The following is a 17,163-nucleotide window of genomic DNA, read 5'->3' on the forward strand; positions in this document are numbered from 1 at the left end:
GATTAGTCACCCTTACTCAGCATGGGTTGTCTCATTTGCAAAGGAAATGATGGCTTCTTTGAGCTCATCTCCGCTGAGTGAACGGAATTCTTCAATCTTTTGATCAATGGCTTCTAGAGGCATGACGTTAACCTTACCAACGAAAATCTTGTCCATGACTTGGTTATCAACCAATTCGGTCGAAACCAAGAGTTCTTCATAGAGTTTTTCTCCTGGGCGGATACCGACCTCAACGATTGGAATTTCACTTTCAGTGTGTCCGCTTAGAAGAACCATTTTCTTAGCCAAGTCATAGATCTTGACTGGTTTGCCCATATCGAGGATAAAGACTTCTCCGTCCTTGGCATAAGCGCCAGCATGGATTACTAGACGGCTAGCCTCTGGAATGGTCATAAAGTAACGTGTCATACGGAAGTCTGTCACCGTTACAGGACCGCCTTCAGCAATCTGACGTTCAAAGACAGGAATCACGCTACCACGACTACCGAGAACATTCCCAAAACGAACTGCACAGTAGGTTGATTTGCTGCGTTGGTTAAAGCCAGTGACAATCAATTCTGCCACGCGCTTGGTTGCACCCATAACATTCGGTGGATTGACCGCCTTGTCAGTCGAAATCATAACCATCTTAGGTACTTTGGCTTCATCAACAGCCTTGGCAACATTGTAGGTACCGAGGATATTGTTCTTAAAGGCTTCTTTTGGATTGCGTTCCATCATCGGAACGTGTTTGTGGGCTGCAGCATGATAAACAATGGCTGGTTTGTACTGCTCAAACACCTGCAAGAGACGGTCATAGTCCTGAATATCTGCAATAACAGGAACATAATCAATTCCTTGGAATGTACGGATCAATTCATGATAAACGAGATAGATTGAGTTTTCACCATGTCCAAGCAAGACGATACGCTCGGGATTGAAACGGCTAACCTGACGACAAATCTCCGAACCAATCGAACCACCTGCCCCTGTCACCAGGATGGTCTTGCCTGTAATCTCCGTACCTAGACGCGATTCGTCGAGACGAATTTCCTGACGGCCCAAAAGGTCTGTGATATCAATTTTTTGGAAACCACTACCTGGTTGATGGAGTCCTTGAACGACTGTCTCAACCTTAGGCATCTTGTAACATTTGACGCCTAGCTTATTACACATCTGCAAGATGCGTTCGTACTCTGATGGGTCAAGCGAAGGGATCGCTACGATAACACGCTCGATTTGGTGACGTTTAGCTAATTCAGGCAGATTATCATAAGAGCCTAAAACTGGGATTCCACCTAGTTTTTGTCCCTTTTTCTTTTCATCGTTATCCAAAATCCCCACTAGCTCAAGGTCGCTAGTTGGGTGTTGGTAGCTGTTCATAAAGAGGGCACCACCATCACCAGCACCAATCAAGAAGGTCCGACGGTGTTCTCCATCTCCACTACCTTTTTTACGTTTAGAATAAATCAACTGCCAAGTGATACGAGGAAGCAAGATAAGGAAGGTACTCAACAAAATGAAGAGTACGATGAAACGGATAGAAAACAATGGAAGGAAGGCATAGCAGATTCCATAAGAAAGAACACTGCTGAGCATCACTCCGAAAAAGATTTTCATGAAATCCGTAATCTTGCTATAACGACTGATACTAGCATTTAGCCCCCAAAACGCAATCATGATTTGATAGAGGAGGAAGGCTAAAAGAGTGTAGATCACGTAATCCACAGGCGCAGGATTTATAAGGCCATAAAACAAGATATAAGATACGATGATGGAAACCACCATACTCAGAATATCGAATATCCCCCAAAACACTTGTTTTTGCTGTTTATTTAAAATTTCAACCAGATCAATCACATAATCTGTTAGTTTTTTATTCATAGGAATTTACTCCCCCTTAAAAGAGTCAGATGATACTGTTGTTATGATAGCCTAAATCATTCAGTCTATCGGGGCTTACTTTCTCTTTCTTAAAAGTTTGACAAAGATAAACTGACGTACAAAGCCTGGGCAGAGTGCAACGATTGCTTGAATGGCAATGCTTTTCGCATATTCCATGTAGGAAATTTGCCCTCGCTCAAGCATCCGTTGGCGAGCTTGACGATAGAGTTTAAGGTAACGCAAGCCACCTCGACGCTCAAACATCCCTGCACCGACACGAACCTTACACAAGATTTGATCTAGGTTCCCAGTCTTGGCACCTGCAGCAATCATATTGAGCCAAAGGAGGTCATCCTCCATGTAAAGGCCATCTTCGTAGTTGCCCGCCTTGAGGACCATGTCCTTTTTGAACATGACTGTCATATGGTTAAAGGCGCTTCTCATTCTCTGATAAGCCACAATGTCTGCATGCTGGGTTGGAACACGACGATAAGACACAATCTCATCTGGATTGTCAATGAACTCTGCGATATGCCCACCTAAGAGATCAAGATCTTCTTTCTCCATTAGCTGAAGCTGTTTCTCAAAACGATCCGGAACGGCTAAATCATCCGTATCCATGCGGGCAATAATGTCATACTGGCACTGTAAAACACCGTATCGAAGAGCCAAGCCTAAACCTTGGTTTTGTTCTAAGGGGCACCGTTTAACTGGAATGTCTGACTGAGCTTCCACTTCATCTAGCACCTGATAGAGTTCTGGTGTGAGAGGTCCATCCTCTACGAGAACAAGCTCACTCGGTTTTAAGGTCTGGTTTTGAACACTTTTGATGGCATCTCTCAAAAATGTCGGATTTTCCTTTACATAGACCGACATCAAGACGCTGATTTTTTGCTTTTCAGACACAGTTTTTCTCCAATATATAGATTTCCTTCCACTATTTTATCACAAAATTCCCTAGTTTCCTATTTTTATATCAAATCAAGGAAAATTCTAGTAAAGAAAGCTGTCTCCTTTCTGTATATTTTCAGTTAAATCTTTCCAGCTTTCCTCCCATTCTCTACTTGACATTATATAGAAAAAACCTTAAAATAAGCTGTTATTAAAATCATCTTATCGAGGTTTTCATGAAAAAACAATCACTCTTTTTTGTTCTTGGAATTGTCTTAATCGGGACTGTTTTACGCTCTCCTTTTACTGCTCTTCCAACCATTTTAGGAGATATCGCTCAGGGACTAGGAGTGGAGGTTAGCTCTCTTGGGATTTTAACCAGTCTCCCTCTCTTGATGTTTGCTCTTTTTTCGGCTTTTGCGAGTCGCTTGGCACAAAAAATCGGACTAGAACATCTCTTTACTTACTGTCTCTTTCTCTTAACTATTGGCTCTGTCATTCGGATTTTCAACCTTCCCCTTCTCTATCTAGGGACCTTGATTGTCGGAGCGAGCATTGCTATTTTTAATGTTCTTCTACCTAGTATGATTCAGGCAAATCAGCCTCAAAAGATTAGTTTCCTAACAACTCTCTATGTCACTGCCATGGGTGTTTCAACGGCCATCGCTTCTTATCTTTCTGTCCCTATCACCCAAGCTAGTTCTTGGAAGGGACTCATCCTCGTTCTCAGCTTTCTCTGTCTGGTCACTCTGCTAGTCTGGTTGCCCAATCATCGCCACAACCACCACCTAGAAAGCCAAAAAGAAAAGCAAGTCAAAGAGAATATTCTAAAAAGTAAAGATGTCTGGGCTATCATTATCTTTGGCGGACTTCAGTCCTTGCTCTTTTATACAAGCATGACATGGTTGCCAACTATGGCTGTTAGTGCTGGTATTTCTAATAGTGATGCGGCTCTCCTCGCTTCTATTTTCTCACTGATCAGCATTCCTTTTTCAATGACTGTTCCAAGTCTAACGACTCGTCTGTCAGATGGTCATCGTCGAATCATGCTGGCAACTATCTCTATCGCTGGTATGATGGGAATTGCCATGCTCTTGTATCCAGCCAATAATTTCCTCTACTGGTTAGTCGTCCATCTCTTGATTGGAACGGCCTGCAGTGCCCTCTTCCCCTACCTCATGGTTTGCTTTTCTCTTAAAACCAGTTCTCCTGAAAAGACAGCTCAGCTATCAGGACTAGCGCAAACAGGGGGCTACATCTTAGCTGCTTTTGGACCTGCCTTGTTTGGTTACAGTTTTGAACTTTTCCAATCTTGGATTCCGGCTGTCCTTGCTCTACTTGTCGTTGACATCATCATGACTGTCTCACTCTTTATGGTAGATCGGGCTGAAAAAATCCTCTAAACTTCTAGTTTTTACTAGGAGTTTTTTATATGTAAAATTTTTACACATATTTCTTGACAGGGCTTTCAACTTGAGATACAATATATTTGAAAAGAGTATATATAAAATTTTTATATAATATAAAGGAGGTTTCCCATGTACTTCCCAACATCCTCTGCCTTGATCGAATTTCTCATCTTGGCTGTACTGGAGCAGGGGGATTCTTATGGTTATGAGATTAGCCAAACCATTAAACTCATCGCCAATATCAAAGAATCTACGCTCTATCCCATTCTCAAAAAATTGGAAGCCAGTGGCTTTCTCACCACCTACTCTAGAGAGTTTCAGGGGCGTATGCGCAAATACTACTCCTTGACCAATCGGGGCGTAGAGCAGCTCGTTACTCTAAAGGAAGAGTGGACGCTCTATACCGACACCGTCAACGGCATCATAGAAGGGAGTATCCGCCATGACAAGAACTGACTATCTGACTCAGTTAGAAACCTATCTCAATAAACTGCCTGAAGCTGACCGCATCGAAGCTATGGACTACTTTAAGGAACTATTTGACGATGCGGGTTCAGAGGGCGAAGAGGAACTCATTGCCAGTCTGGGAACACCAAAAGAAGCTGCCCATGATGTCCTCTCTGATCTTCTCGATAAAAAAGTCAATGAAGCCCCTGCTCAAAAGAATGACCGCCAACTGCTACACATTGCCCTCCTGGCCCTGCTAGTAGCTCCTATCGGAATTCCGGTCGGAATCGGCATCCTCATGGCCATCATCGGTATTATTATCGCAGCCGTCTCCGTCATTTTAGCATTCTTTACCGTCTCTGTAACGGGTATAATGCTAGGTGGACTTTTTATCGTAGAGAGCTTTAGCGTCCTAGTCGAAGCCAAATCTGCCTTTATCTTGATTTTTGGGGCTGGTTTGCTTTCCATTGGTGCTTCTTCTCTTGTTCTACTAGGCATCTCCTATGTAGCTCGTTTCTTTGGCCTCCTAATCGTCCGCTTGGTGCAATGGATTCTTAAAAAAGGAAAGAGAGGTGATAGACATGCGTAAATTGACAAAAGGATTTCTCATTTTTGGTGTGGTTTCTACAATCCTCGGTTTTATCATGATCATTGTAGGCGCGCAGTCCAATGGTATTCAAAGTTTACTTGCCATGTCAAAAGACCCCGTCTATGACAATCGTATCGAAGAAGTGACCTTTGGAAATGAAGTGGAAAAACTTGATTTAGCTCTTGAGGAACATAGCCTAACCATCACAGAGTCTGTAGATGACAAGATCCACATCACCTATCATCCTTCCGTGTCTGGTCGTCACGATTTGACTACTGGCATGAGTGACAAAACACTGAGCGTCACTGACAAACAAGCCTCCCAACATCGTTTTCTCGGTTCAGGAATCGAAGGCCTACTTCGTATTGCCAGCAGTTATTCTAACCGTTTTGACGAAGTCATTCTCTCCCTCCCTAAAGGAAGAAGGCTGCAAGCTATCACCGTCTCAGCCAATCGTGGACAAACCAATATTCGTCAAGCCAATCTTGAAAATGCGACAATCAAAACAAAAGGCTATCTCTTAAGAATAACAGAAAGCTCTATCAAGAATAGTACACTAACGACACCTCATATCATCAATATCTTTGATACCGAATTTACAGATAGCCAGGTCAAGACGGAAAGGGAACACATCTATGCTGAGAATATCAAGGTCCACGGCAAGGTTGAGCTAGAGGCCCATTCCACTCTAAACCTCATTCTCTCCCAGAAAGATACTGACCGTATCAATCTAGATCTTTCTTCTCAGCATGGTGGTATCTATCATAAACCCAAAGAAGAACATCGTGGACAAAAAGAGAATCAACTTGCCAACCCTTATAAAACGGAAAGAGCAGATATCAAGGACCTGCTCATTGCAAAAGCCAACCAGGATATCTACCTACCTAAAGAAGAGTACTCTTCTCCATCTAGAAACCATTGACAAAAACGCTTTCATCTGGTAGGCTAAAGATAGAAAACGACCATAAAAAGGAGGTTCCACCATGACACAAGAATGGTTTGAAAGTGCCGATCTTGAGAAGAAATCACCTCAGACAAAATCAGAAATCCAGCCCAACGAGCCTGAGACTTCAGAAACTGTGGAGACCGAACTACAAGTAAGCCAAGAAACATCTGTCTCACCTAAAGAGTCGGAAACGCATGAGGAGGAAACTCCCGAAATGACTGAGGAAACCCAAACCGAGGAAGAGGGAGAAGGGAAAACTGAAGAGGAACACAAGCAAGAAAACCCTGCAAAAGAGAAAAGTATCCTCAGCAAGGCTTTAGAAAGCCCCTATATCCCAGATATTGACCCTCGTAAAACAGCCAGATTCAAAGAAGAAATCGCACTGTTTTGGACTTGGCTGCTGGATGCTATCCAAGAACCAACTGCCAGCAAGAATACGGACCAAAAGCATCGTTACAGTGTCTTTGCCCTGCTCACCTTGCTGTCGTCAATCAACCTTTTCTTTAGTATCTATCATATCAAGCACCTCTACTACGGCTATATGGCCTCTATTGCCAATAGTTTACCTAACCAGCTCCCACCTTTAGATCTCTTTGCTGGACTTTCTATCTTGGTCGCTAGCGCTCTATTTTACTTTTCCATCATTTTGGGAGGCTTTACTGTCCGACGTGTACTGGACCAGGAGAGCGACTTCACATTCCAAGAAGCTTGCGATCGTTACAGCCGACTCTTTGCTATCCCGCTTGTCTTAACGGCTCTAGCAAGTTTCTTTGCACTTTTTGGCGGCTTGCGATTCGCTGGCATCCTCACTCTTCTAAGCATGACCATCTTTGCCCTTGGCAATCTCTTTGTGATTAGCAAGCCAAGTAAGGCTAGTAGCCTTGACCCATTTTATCGTTTCTTGCTAGCTGTCTTACTTGATGGCGCTATTCTCTTACCCTTCTTCATTGCAGAGCTCGCGCTGACAGTTGACTACCTTCGCATCCTGACATTCTTTTAACCAAAATCCCTGCCATTTGTTAATGACAGGGATTTTTATGTTTACTCTTTTTTTGAACCGTGTCTACTTGACGGCTGCCAATTCCTCAAAATTTTTTCCCAAAATGGCTTGTACTTCTAATTGATTGGCATCTAGTTGGTGGTAAAATGCTGTTGGTAGCGACTCTAGGAATCTTGTATAATCCAAGCGAGCGATGGATTCGTAGTCTTCTGCTTTGGACCCATCACCAGAAATCGTCACTAGGTCAATCTCCCAAACAAGCTCCTTGCCTGCTAGCTGCTCGGTATAGGGTGCTGGCACAAAGGGCTCCTTAGGTAAAATCGTCTTGACTCCCTGGGCTAGGTGGTAGATACCGTGTACCTTGCCTTGGGCGTCTGGGTAAAATTTTACACTGGCAAGGTAGGCATCAGAGCCTTGAACCTTCTTGACCAGTTCTTCAAAACGTGCCAATCCATCCTCAGCCAAAAAGCTCTCGAGGTATTCCTTATTGAGATAGATAGGGGCCAAGAGCCCTTGGCAATATACTAGACGAGCCGCTTTGTCAGATAGATAATGCTTGACCGTTTCTCGGAAATAAGCTTCAAAATCAAAGCCTTCTAGCCCTTCTACCACTTGCCCCAACTTGTTTGATAGGGCTTGGAGGAGAGCTTCTACAATCTCCCAGTCCGCTCTGGTAAGGAAGTCTGGAATCACCACTTGATAGCCTTTTCGGCTATCCGCATAGTTCACCTTGAAGAGAAATTGCGACTGACCTACAATCCCACACTCGATATACTCGAGACGATTGAGGGGCTGACGGAGATAGACCGCATCATAACTGTGTGACTCCAAGCCCTCCACCAAGGCCAAGATAGACTTGGCAGTCAAGACCTCCTGTTGTCCTAGAATGCTTTCTTTATTTGGGATAAAAAATGTTTTCGCCATAACTGGCCTCCTTTGAAATCGTTTACATATAGTATAACCTATTTTCCTGAAAGATACAGAAACAAATTTTAGATTTTTAGATAAAAAGCATAGAAAAACAGCCCCTAAGGGCTGTTTGCTTTATACAGTAGCGACTTGATCCAAGCTTTCACCGATAGCTGCTAGACGCTCGATCACTTCTGCTTGTGTCAATTCATTTTCTGAGACGTAGCGGTTGCGTGGGTGAACACGGCACTCGTGTGAGCATCCACGAAGGTACTTGTCTTCATTTTCTTCTGATGTTAGGATACGACGGTTACAGAAGGGATTTCCACAGTTGACATAACGTTCACATGGTGTTCCATCAAACCAGTCTTTCCCTACGATGGTTGGGTTAACATGGTTAACATCGACGGCAATACGCTCGTCAAAGACGTACATTTTCCCATCCCAAAGCTCACCTTGAACTTCTGGGTCTTTACCGTAAGTTGCGATTCCTCCGTGCAATTGGCCGACATCTTTGTAGCCTTCACGAACCATCCAACCTGAGAATTTCTCACAGCGAACCCCACCTGTACAGTAAACCACGACACGCTTGTCCATGAATTTTTCCTTGTTGTCGCGGACCCACTGTGGTAACTCACGGAAGTTGCGGATGTCTGGGCGGATAGCCCCACGGAAATGTCCTAGGTCGTACTCATAATCGTTACGTGTGTCAAGGACAACTGTATCTTCGTCAAGAAGGGCTTCTTTGAACTCTTTTGGAGACAAGTAAGCACCTGTTGTTTCAAGTGGGTTGATGTCATTATCAAAGTCGTTGTCTTCCAAACCAAGGTGGACAATTTCTTTCTTGTAGCGAACAAACATCTTCTTAAAAGCTTGTTCACTTTCTTCGTCAATCTTGAACCAGAGGTCTTCCATGCCTGGGAGGCTGTGAACGTAGTCCATGTATTTTTGAGTTGTTTCGTAGTCACCTGAAACTGTTCCGTTGATTCCCTCGTCAGCGACTAGGATACGGCCTTTGAGGCCAATTGATTTACAGAAAGCCAAGTGGTCTGCAGCAAATTGCTCTGCATTTTCAATTGGAGTATAGAGGTAGTAAAGTAAGACACGAATATCTTTTGCCATAAGATTTGTTCTCTTTTCTATTCTTAAATTTTCAGAATTTTTCATTCAACTATACTAGTATACCCACTTGAGAAAACGAATGCAATTTATTTGACCGGAAATTGTTGAAAGAGTCCTACCCCTGCACTTCATCAGTAACCATAGCGAATCGCAGATAATTCTCTCAATTTTTTGATTTGCTTAGCTTGACTTTCTGACAAACCCAGCTTATTGTCAATCAACACACGTGAGATGTCAACGTTCATTTGGCTCAGAATAAATGGAGTAGAGGTTCCATCATCCTTTAATCGTTTTTTATAAATCACTAACTGATTTTTCAAGGGAGTAAGTTGAGGCGCAGCCTTTATATCTTCCAATAGATGATCAATGATGGTCATCGCTTCACAACGCCTTTCTCTACCTCCATCGAACCATTTTAATGGTGTCATACTCATTTCCCTCCTGAAATTCACTTATAAATTGAAAAACTATAATTCCTAACTCTCCAGCCAGTATTTTACCCAAACGCCCTATGTAAAAACGTCAGCAGAAATGGCAATGTCGCTACAATATTATTGATCACATGCACCGCATAGGAAGGATAAATGCTCTTGGTATAACGGGTCAAACCAGCAAAAATGATTCCAGATGTTGCAAAGACGAAGATATCTAACAGACTAGGAAGGCTTGAAAAATGAGGGAGAGCAAATAAAATGGACGGAAGAAGCAAATCAAGAGCAAATCTCGAATCTTTAAAAAAGGCGTGTTGCAGTAATCCTCTATAGATTAACTCTTCCATCAGTGGAATCAGAAAGAACAGGGCTATATAGATACCTAGCTCTGCAAAGTTAGTCCCACTATAACCAATCAATACAGCCCAACCTTCAGCAGTTGACTGAACATGTTTAGCTGTCTGAACGTTAAAAAAGATCTGGAGCACTACCACTAATACTGTCAAAATCGAATACCAAAGCCATTTTTCTCTTGGAATGCGAAAGAGATAACCATGGCCTGTCTTAACCAGAATCCAAATCATGACTCCGCTAAATAGCAAACTCAAGATATTTTGAATCCAGAAGAAATTGCCAATCTGGGAAGAAAATTGCCAATAGTTTTGGACAATAAGCGTCAGCTGGGAAAGGCCAAATACGAAAAATAGGTAAGAGAAGACAGCACTCATTTTGAAAAGAAGACGATATTTTTTCATAATAAATCCCCTATAGATGTATGTGTATCACATCGTATAAACCCTCAGAACCACTCTTTTCATTTTTACATCCTAAAAATCACTACCTCCCCTAGAGAACTAAGGAAGGCAGTGATCACATTTTTAGGAATTAGGAATGAATACACGAAATCAATCGAACTTATGATTTTTTGTTTTTCAAGAATTCGTCGTATTGTTTTTGCATTTCGTTCAATACTTTTTCGTAGGCACCTTCAGATTTCAATTTTTCCATCAATTCTGGGATTGCTTTATCTGGGTCTACAGTACCAGTGTTGATAGCTGTATCGAATTGTTGCATTGTGTTAGAAATTGCTGAGATTTCAGATTTCACATTGTCAGTGTTAAAGATAAATCCAAGTGCTGGAGATTCTTTAGCTTCTGCCAATTGTTTCTTAGAATCTTCGATTTGTTGATCTGTAACGTTTTCGTTGATGTAAAGAATCCAGTTGTTACCAGTGTTCCATCCACCCATGTGAGTATTTCCTTTGTAGCCATCAAGGACACGTACACGGTTTTCTTTACCTTGAATTTTTTCCCAGTTCTTGCCTTCTGGACCGTAAACAAGACCGTTCAAGAGTTCTGGGTTCGTGTTCAAGAGGTTCAACACTTCCATTGATTTTTCTTTGTTCTTAGAGTTGTTTGAGATGACAAAGTTAGCAACTTGTGTTGTTTGGTTTTTCTTGATAAAGTTAGTGATTGGTTTGATTTGGATATCTTTGTTAGCAACACGAGAGAGCAAACTGTTACCATAGTCAGCTGGTCCTACTGTTTCTTCACGAACAAACCAAGTATCTTGTTGAAGGTCAAATGAAGTGTCGCTTGTTGCTACGTCTTTTGGAATATACCCTTCTTCATAGAATTTGTGAAGAGTCTTCAAGTGTTCTTTGAAACGAGGCACTTCGTAACGGTTTACGATCTTAGTAGTGTCTCCTTCAAGGTCGATAACAAATGGAAGTCCGTTTGGTACTGGGTAGTCAAAGTTATCAGATGGGATAAAGTTCTTCGTAACCGCAAATGGTACTACATCTGGAGCTTTTTCTTTGATTTGTTTCAAGACTGGCTCAAGTGTTTCGTATGAAGTTACACCTGAAATATCGATACCGTATTTAGCAAGAAGAGTTCCGTTGAAGGCAAAGTTTTGAGATGATGCAACGTTAGCTGCAACTGGTACTGCATAGATCTTACCGTTTACAGTGTTCCCTTTGATGTAAGCTGGGTCAAGTGCTTTGTAAAGCTCTGCTCCTTCTTTTTTATACAATTCTGTTAAGTCAGCATAGGCACCTTTTTGAGCATTTACGACATAGTTAGATGCAAATGCGATATCATAGTTTTCACCAGATGATGTGATAACAGACATTTTCTTATCATAGTCACCCCATCCAAGGTATTGGATATCCAATTTAGCACCGACTTTTTCTTCGATGATTTTGTTTGCATTTTCTAGCAATTCATCCAAGTTGTCTGGTTTGTCACCGATTTGGTACATTTTGATTACAGGTTTTTCACCTGAAGTAGTATCTGCAGCTTTTTTGTTGTTACCTGTAAGGTTTCCACAGGCAGCAAGACTTGCAGCCAAAGCGACTACGCTAGCAGATGCAAAAGCATATTTTTTCCAGTTTTTCATGATAAAAACTCCTTTTTTTATTTTTAAACTTATAAACGATTTAATGATTTTAACTTCAGCCACTAAGATGAAGTTGGGAAGGGAGAAACGATGTTTCTCAGTAAGTCCTATTCTTTCACACCACCGATGGTCAAACCTTTTACAAAGTAGCGTTGGAAGAATGGATAGAGAATCGCGATTGGAAGGGTTGCAACGACAACCATGGCCATACGACCCGTTTCCTTTGGAAGAGCGACTCCCAGTTGACCAGAAAGACCGACTGCTTTGGCGATGTAGTCCATATTTTGTTGGATTTGCATGAGCAAATACTGTAATGGATACAAGTTGTCACTCTTGATGTAAAGAAGGGCGTTGAACCAGTCGTTCCAGAATCCAAGAGCTGTCAAAAGCGTGATGGTTGCGATACCTGGAAGTGACAATGGCAAACAAATCTGGAAGAAGATTCGAGCTTCACTGGCACCATCGATACGAGCAGATTCGAGAATAGCTTCTGGAATGGTCTTCTTGAAGAAGGAACGCATCAAGATGATGTTGAATGGTGAAAGAAGCATTGGAACAATCAAGGCCCAAACGGTATCACCAAGTTGAAGCAAACGAGTGACCACGATATAGCCTGGTACCAAACCAGCATTGAACAACATACTAAGAAGAGCGAAGATCGTGAAGAATCTGCGGTACTTAAAGGTTGTCCGTGAGATGGCGTAGGCATAAGTTGTCGTGATGAAGACGTTGGTCACTGTTCCGACTACGGTTACAAAAACTGAGATAAAGAGCGCTTGGAGGATCTTATCTTTAAACTGAGCTAAGAACTGGAATCCATCTACACCAAATTTCGAAGGGAAAAAGCTATATCCATACTGGAGGATGCTCTTTTCGTCTGTCACCGAAATGATGATAACGAAGATAAAGGGCAAGATACAAGAAAGAGCGATCAAACCAGAGATGATACTAAAGAAGATATCTGCTTTCTTACTGAAGGAGTGAATGCCGACATTATCGATTTTTTCTTTTTTAATTTTCTTTTCTGCCATATTCTCCCCCTTTCTAGAACAAAGCTGAGTTTGGATCAACTCGTCTTGCAAGCAAGTTTGATAGAATAACCAGTATCAAGCCGACAACGGATTGGTAAAGACCGGCTGCTGAAGCCATACCGATATCTGCTGTCTGAGTCAAACCATTAAAGACATATACGTCCAAAACGTTAGTTACATTGTAAAGCTGACCAGCATTGTGTGGGATTTGATAGAAGAGACCGAAGTCTGCGCGGAAGATATTTCCGACTGCAAGGATGGTCAATACAGTTACAAGCGGAGTCAACTGAGGAATGGTTACGTTGCGAATGCGTTGCCACTTGCTAGCCCCGTCCACTGTTGCTGCTTCGTAGTAGGTTGGGTCAATTCCCATGATTGTTGCATAGTACATGACACTGCTATATCCAAAGCCTTTCCAAATACCTAGGAAAAGGAGAAGGTATGGCCAAATGCCTAAGTCAGCGTAAAAGTTGACTTCCTTCATGCCAATGGATGTTAGGAAATGGTTGAAGACCCCTTTGTCAATGTTTAGGAAGGCATCTGTAAAGAAACTGATGATAACCCATGACAGAAAGTAAGGGAACAACATAGACGTTTGGAAAATTTTAACCATTCTCTTAGAACGAAGCTCACTGAGGATGATGGCAATTCCAACCGACACAATCAAACCAATAAAGATGAATCCAAGGTTGTAAAGGACGGTATTTCGAGTAATGATAAAGGCATCTTTAGAACTAAACAAGAACTTAAAGTTATCGAGGCCGACCCACTTACTATTCATAATACTGTGGATAAATCCTTCACCACTCATATGGTAATCTTTAAAGGCGACCACATTTCCAAATACTGGGATATAGAAGAATAGAATCAACCAAAGTGCCCCTGGTAAAACCATCAAGAGAAAAATCCAGTTATCCCTCAAGGTCTTTGAAAACTTTTTCATAATTTCCTCCCATTTTATTCCTAAAAACTGATTTCATCGAATTTTTAGGTTTGATAACGATTACATTATTAGTATACTCCTATTTGAAGGCTAGGTTAAACTACTAATTATAGAAAAAACTCCACAAATTATTTTTTGTGGAGAAGTTTTTTATAAGAAATAGGTTTCACGAGAAACACTCTGAACAAGGGACACTGTTCTTGTTTTTATACTCAATGAAAATCAAAGAGCAAACTAGGAAGCTAGCCGCAAGCTGCTCAAAGCACTGCTTTGAGGTTGCAGATAAAACTGACGAAGTCAGTAACATATATACGGCAAGGCGAAGCTGACGTGGTTTGAAGAGATTTTCGAAGAGTGTTAAGTCGTATAAATCGTCGATGCGGTCGCAATAGTATGCCACTGGTTGGCTGTAGTTGCTGCGAAATCCTTGTCTGCGTAGAAGTCAGTAAATGGTAGGATTTCAACTTCTAGCTCGTCGATGCGGTCAATCTGCCCTGCTAGATAAGTTTCGATGCGGCTTTCTGCTCGTTTGAACCGTTGCAAGAGTCCGCCCATACGGATATCGACTGTATCCAAGCCAAAGACCTTGTTTTCTTTCAACCATTGGTGGCTAAAGAGAGCATGGAAGTGTTCAATCTCGCTTCTGAGTTTTGGTAATTCTTGTCTTGCGATTTCTCTCAGACTTTCTTTATCACCCGCTTGGTAGGCCTGACGGATGCGTCGTCCCACATCCACTTTACTGCTTAAAATCTGGTTCAACTGGGCCTGAGTTTCAAAGAGGTAAGCATAATTTCCTGCTTTTTCTTTGATTTCAGAAAGCGTCTCAGCTGCCTGAGCGAAGTGTGGTTTGTCCTGTTCAGGTGTCACGTGCCTGTCAAGAATCGGACAAAGAACATCCTGATAAAAGACATAGCGGTTGGGATTGATACCACTGAGATTATCTGGCAGGTCTGGCAAGAGGTTAGCTAGGTCAATCTGTATAAAGTCCTCAACCGATAGACCCGTATTGGTCTTGAAGTGTGCAGACAAACGGTCGAGGTCATTGCGGTAGCTGAGTTCTGCCCAGATTTGCAGACTTGGTAGAATAGAAAACTGGGCAGTTTCTCCACCATTGTCCCCCCAACCCGTTACAATGACCTCTTTTATCTGATTAGCACGACAGGCTTTGTTGGCCTCCATAGCGATGAGATGGCTGAAATGGTTGTTGGGTGTAAAACCGATCCACTTCCAAGCACCACCTGCAAAGGTAATATCTTGGCTAATCTTGTGGTGATTGCGGAAATTGCGATTGTACTTTTCTTCGCTGTCCTGATAATAATCCCAGTAAACCAAGGTTACACGGTCTTTGAGACGGTCTAGGTAGACACGAGTTTCCTCAGGAATTTCCACATCGCGGTCGTACTGGCCATCTGCTGACATGAGTTTGAAGAACATGTCACTCCACATTTGGCAGTGGAAACCATACTTGTCTGCAATATCCAACACACGCTCCAAGTGTTGGCACATGAGGAGACTACGGTCCACAACACCGTTCAAAATGAGGTAGCGCCCCAAACCAACCAAGTGAGCTTCGTCCATCCCAATATTGACCTTGCGTGTCTGCAGTTTAGACAGAGTGGCAAACATCCCGTCAATCAAATCATAAACCTTTTCTTCACCGATAAGGAGAATGTCCTCTACATCACGGAGTTCTTGCACTTCTTTGACACCCCATTTGACGAAGGCTGACAAGTGGGCCAAGGTCTGGATACAAGGCACAAAGGTCATATCAAACTGCTGGGCATAGGCTTCGATTTCCTGCAACTCCTCTGCTGAATAAGCCCCGCGGAAGTAACCAAAGTAAGGTTGCCCCTCAATCTGGTAGGTATCTTCCATGTAGAGCTCGAAGGTTGAGTAACCCATGAGAGCCAAGACTTCAATCATCTGTTTGGCAGAAGCCACATTCAAAACTGCATTGCGAGAACAGTCTGCCATGTAGGCTAAATCTTCATAAGCCGCCTGCTCCTCAATCGCTACCTTATCACCTTCTACTAGAGCTGTTGCTAGCACTGACAAGGCGCGGTAGAGTTGGTGAGGTTTGCGATAGGTTAGTTGATAGTGTCCACCTTGACCTATAATCGAGATAGACGTTTGGTCAGACTGAGCGACTGCAACTTCCACATCTGGTAAAGAGATATGTTTTGTCAGCAAGTCGATTGCCTGAGTTTGTTTAGGACTAAGTCCTGTAAAAACTACCATTGGTTTTCCTCCTGTAGCCAGTTGACAAGGGCACCGTAGAGATTGGCGTCTGCGTGATAGGTGCAGGCCTGGATAACTGGTGCGACCGTGTATTCTTCGTAGGTTTCGACAAATTCATCGACAGCTTTTTTGACACCTTGGATAAAGTCTGGATTCTGACTGATGGAGCCTCCCAGACTAATGACATCTGGGTCGATGAGATACTGGATATTAAGCAAACCTTGAGCCAAATTACGGTTCATACGCAAAATGGCTTCTTGACAAAGAACATTGCCAGCTGCGGCCTCTTGGTAAATCTTGCGTCCGTCCCAGTCAGTCTGACCAGATTTTTCAATCACGTATCGCACCATATTTCCAGTTGACGCTAGTTGCGACCAGTTGTTGAGCTTTTCCGCAGGCTCGATAGTTGTCATGTAGCCAAACTCTCCTCCCAAGCCGTGGCGACCTCGGTGAAGTTTGCCATTGATAATCATGGCACCGCCAATTCCTGTCCCAATCACGACACAGGCTGCATTTTCAATCTCTGGGTGAGCCAGCAGTTCACTAAGTCCAACACAGTTGGCATCATTTTCTAGATGGACAGGGAGTTGATGATGAGCAAGAGTTTCATACCAAGAAAAGCCATGGATGTAAGGGACGGCACTGATGCCCTCAATCACACCTGTTTCTTGATTGACCGCGCCTGGAACACTCATAGCAATGCCCTTATAATCTTGTTCTGCCAAGCGTTGGTCTAGCCAAGCTAGTAAATCCTCCAAACTTTCTGGCGTCGGAATACTTGTCTTATCTAGTATTTTTCCATCAGGAGTCAGACTGGCAAACTTAATCCCAGTCCCTCCGATATCAATGGTTGCAATGGTCATTGTTCTTCCCATAAAAAGGGGCGACTCAGTAGTTCATCCTAACTCTTTCGCCCCTCCTTTCTATCTCATAGTATTAGTTAT

16 protein-coding genes are annotated in these 17,163 nt (G+C 42.7%); 5 read left to right on the forward strand and 11 right to left on the reverse strand.

Annotated features, from left to right (window positions below):
• Nucleotides 1-12: 12 nt before the first annotated feature.
• Complete coding sequence (locus PCY17_RS04930) at nucleotides 13-1,863, reverse strand: nucleoside-diphosphate sugar epimerase/dehydratase (RefSeq protein ID WP_001035723.1); 1,851 nt, start codon at nucleotides 1,861-1,863, stop codon at nucleotides 13-15.
• Nucleotides 1,864-1,938: 75 nt separating this feature from the next.
• Entirely contained in the window at nucleotides 1,939-2,769 is an 831-nt protein-coding gene (locus PCY17_RS04935; protein ID WP_125418681.1) for a glycosyltransferase, read from the reverse strand.
• Nucleotides 2,770-2,990: 221 nt separating this feature from the next.
• On the opposite strand from PCY17_RS04935, the gene PCY17_RS04940 reads away from it, so the two are divergent.
• The 5 genes from PCY17_RS04940 to PCY17_RS04960 all read left to right on the forward strand — a co-directional run bounded on the left by PCY17_RS04940 (nucleotide 2,991) and on the right by PCY17_RS04960 (nucleotide 7,145).
• Nucleotides 2,991-4,157: an MFS transporter gene (locus tag PCY17_RS04940; protein WP_049477582.1), complete on the forward strand. Its 1,167-nt coding sequence runs from the start codon at nucleotides 2,991-2,993 to the stop codon at nucleotides 4,155-4,157.
• 135 nt (nucleotides 4,158-4,292) lie between these two features.
• A complete protein-coding gene (locus PCY17_RS04945) occupies nucleotides 4,293-4,619 on the forward strand; it encodes a PadR family transcriptional regulator (RefSeq protein WP_000273860.1) in 327 nt (108 codons plus the stop codon).
• Nucleotides 4,606-5,199: a DUF1700 domain-containing protein gene (locus tag PCY17_RS04950; RefSeq protein WP_049477583.1), complete on the forward strand. Its 594-nt coding sequence runs from the start codon at nucleotides 4,606-4,608 to the stop codon at nucleotides 5,197-5,199. Before PCY17_RS04945 ends, PCY17_RS04950 begins: the two co-directional genes overlap by 14 nt.
• On the forward strand, nucleotides 5,192-6,121 hold the full coding sequence (locus PCY17_RS04955) for a DUF4097 family beta strand repeat-containing protein (protein WP_301392061.1): 930 nt from the start codon (nucleotides 5,192-5,194) through the stop codon (nucleotides 6,119-6,121). Before PCY17_RS04950 ends, PCY17_RS04955 begins: the two co-directional genes overlap by 8 nt.
• Nucleotides 6,122-6,182: 61 nt before the next feature.
• Entirely contained in the window at nucleotides 6,183-7,145 is a 963-nt protein-coding gene (locus PCY17_RS04960; RefSeq protein ID WP_042767613.1) for a DUF6574 domain-containing protein, read from the forward strand.
• 63 nt (nucleotides 7,146-7,208) lie between these two features.
• On the opposite strand, the gene PCY17_RS04965 is transcribed toward PCY17_RS04960, so the two are convergent.
• The 9 genes from PCY17_RS04965 to PCY17_RS05005 all read right to left on the reverse strand — a co-directional run bounded on the left by PCY17_RS04965 (nucleotide 7,209) and on the right by PCY17_RS05005 (nucleotide 17,082).
• A complete protein-coding gene (locus tag PCY17_RS04965) occupies nucleotides 7,209-8,069 on the reverse strand; it encodes a DUF4299 family protein (protein WP_084880350.1) in 861 nt (286 codons plus the stop codon).
• Between the two features lie 120 nt (nucleotides 8,070-8,189).
• Entirely contained in the window at nucleotides 8,190-9,176 is a 987-nt protein-coding gene (locus PCY17_RS04970; RefSeq protein WP_001030023.1) for a rhodanese-related sulfurtransferase, read from the reverse strand.
• Between the two features lie 131 nt (nucleotides 9,177-9,307).
• A complete protein-coding gene (locus tag PCY17_RS04975; protein WP_049477587.1) occupies nucleotides 9,308-9,604 on the reverse strand; it encodes a bacteriocin immunity protein in 297 nt (98 codons plus the stop codon).
• Nucleotides 9,605-9,672: 68 nt separating this feature from the next.
• The gene (locus tag PCY17_RS04980) at nucleotides 9,673-10,362 is read right to left on the reverse strand and encodes a CPBP family intramembrane glutamic endopeptidase (RefSeq protein ID WP_049477588.1); all 690 of its coding nucleotides are present in this window, start codon (nucleotides 10,360-10,362) and stop codon (nucleotides 9,673-9,675) included.
• Between the two features lie 160 nt (nucleotides 10,363-10,522).
• Nucleotides 10,523-12,007, reverse strand: a complete 1,485-nt coding sequence (locus PCY17_RS04985; protein WP_049520552.1) for an ABC transporter substrate-binding protein — start codon at nucleotides 12,005-12,007, stop codon at nucleotides 10,523-10,525.
• 107 nt (nucleotides 12,008-12,114) lie between these two features.
• A complete protein-coding gene (locus PCY17_RS04990) occupies nucleotides 12,115-13,038 on the reverse strand; it encodes a carbohydrate ABC transporter permease (RefSeq protein WP_000818344.1) in 924 nt (307 codons plus the stop codon).
• Between the two features lie 13 nt (nucleotides 13,039-13,051).
• Nucleotides 13,052-13,981 (reverse strand): sugar ABC transporter permease, encoded by a 930-nt coding sequence (locus PCY17_RS04995; RefSeq protein ID WP_061587254.1) that lies wholly within the window; start codon nucleotides 13,979-13,981, stop codon nucleotides 13,052-13,054.
• A 357-nt stretch (nucleotides 13,982-14,338) separates the two neighbouring features.
• Complete coding sequence (locus PCY17_RS05000; protein WP_084944261.1) at nucleotides 14,339-16,219, reverse strand: beta-N-acetylhexosaminidase; 1,881 nt, start codon at nucleotides 16,217-16,219, stop codon at nucleotides 14,339-14,341.
• Nucleotides 16,213-17,082 (reverse strand): ROK family protein, encoded by an 870-nt coding sequence (locus PCY17_RS05005; RefSeq protein WP_162287133.1) that lies wholly within the window; start codon nucleotides 17,080-17,082, stop codon nucleotides 16,213-16,215. Before PCY17_RS05005 ends, PCY17_RS05000 begins: the two co-directional genes overlap by 7 nt.
• Nucleotides 17,083-17,163: the final 81 nt, after the last annotated feature.

The sequence above is a fragment of the Streptococcus sp. SO2 genome (assembly GCF_030440025.1).

Bases quoted from the DNA above. Each gene is read 5' to 3' on its own strand.
- PCY17_RS04930 (WP_001035723.1), bottom strand. From the start codon at position 1,863: ATGAATAAAAAACTAACAGATTATGTGATTGATCTGGTTGAAATTTTA.
- PCY17_RS04940 (WP_049477582.1), top strand. From the start codon at position 2,991: ATGAAAAAACAATCACTCTTTTTTGTTCTTGGAATTGTCTTAATCGGG.
- PCY17_RS04945 (WP_000273860.1), top strand. From the start codon at position 4,293: ATGTACTTCCCAACATCCTCTGCCTTGATCGAATTTCTCATCTTGGCT.
- PCY17_RS04950 (WP_049477583.1), top strand. From the start codon at position 4,606: ATGACAAGAACTGACTATCTGACTCAGTTAGAAACCTATCTCAATAAA.
- PCY17_RS04955 (WP_301392061.1), top strand. From the start codon at position 5,192: ATGCGTAAATTGACAAAAGGATTTCTCATTTTTGGTGTGGTTTCTACA.
- PCY17_RS04960 (WP_042767613.1), top strand. From the start codon at position 6,183: ATGACACAAGAATGGTTTGAAAGTGCCGATCTTGAGAAGAAATCACCT.
- PCY17_RS04965 (WP_084880350.1), bottom strand. From the start codon at position 8,069: ATGGCGAAAACATTTTTTATCCCAAATAAAGAAAGCATTCTAGGACAA.
- PCY17_RS04970 (WP_001030023.1), bottom strand. From the start codon at position 9,176: ATGGCAAAAGATATTCGTGTCTTACTTTACTACCTCTATACTCCAATT.
- PCY17_RS04975 (WP_049477587.1), bottom strand. From the start codon at position 9,604: ATGACACCATTAAAATGGTTCGATGGAGGTAGAGAAAGGCGTTGTGAA.
- PCY17_RS04980 (WP_049477588.1), bottom strand. From the start codon at position 10,362: ATGAAAAAATATCGTCTTCTTTTCAAAATGAGTGCTGTCTTCTCTTAC.
- PCY17_RS04985 (WP_049520552.1), bottom strand. From the start codon at position 12,007: ATGAAAAACTGGAAAAAATATGCTTTTGCATCTGCTAGCGTAGTCGCT.
- PCY17_RS04990 (WP_000818344.1), bottom strand. From the start codon at position 13,038: ATGGCAGAAAAGAAAATTAAAAAAGAAAAAATCGATAATGTCGGCATT.
- PCY17_RS04995 (WP_061587254.1), bottom strand. From the start codon at position 13,981: ATGAAAAAGTTTTCAAAGACCTTGAGGGATAACTGGATTTTTCTCTTG.
- PCY17_RS05000 (WP_084944261.1), bottom strand. From the start codon at position 16,219: ATGGTAGTTTTTACAGGACTTAGTCCTAAACAAACTCAGGCAATCGAC.
- PCY17_RS05005 (WP_162287133.1), bottom strand. From the start codon at position 17,082: ATGACCATTGCAACCATTGATATCGGAGGGACTGGGATTAAGTTTGCC.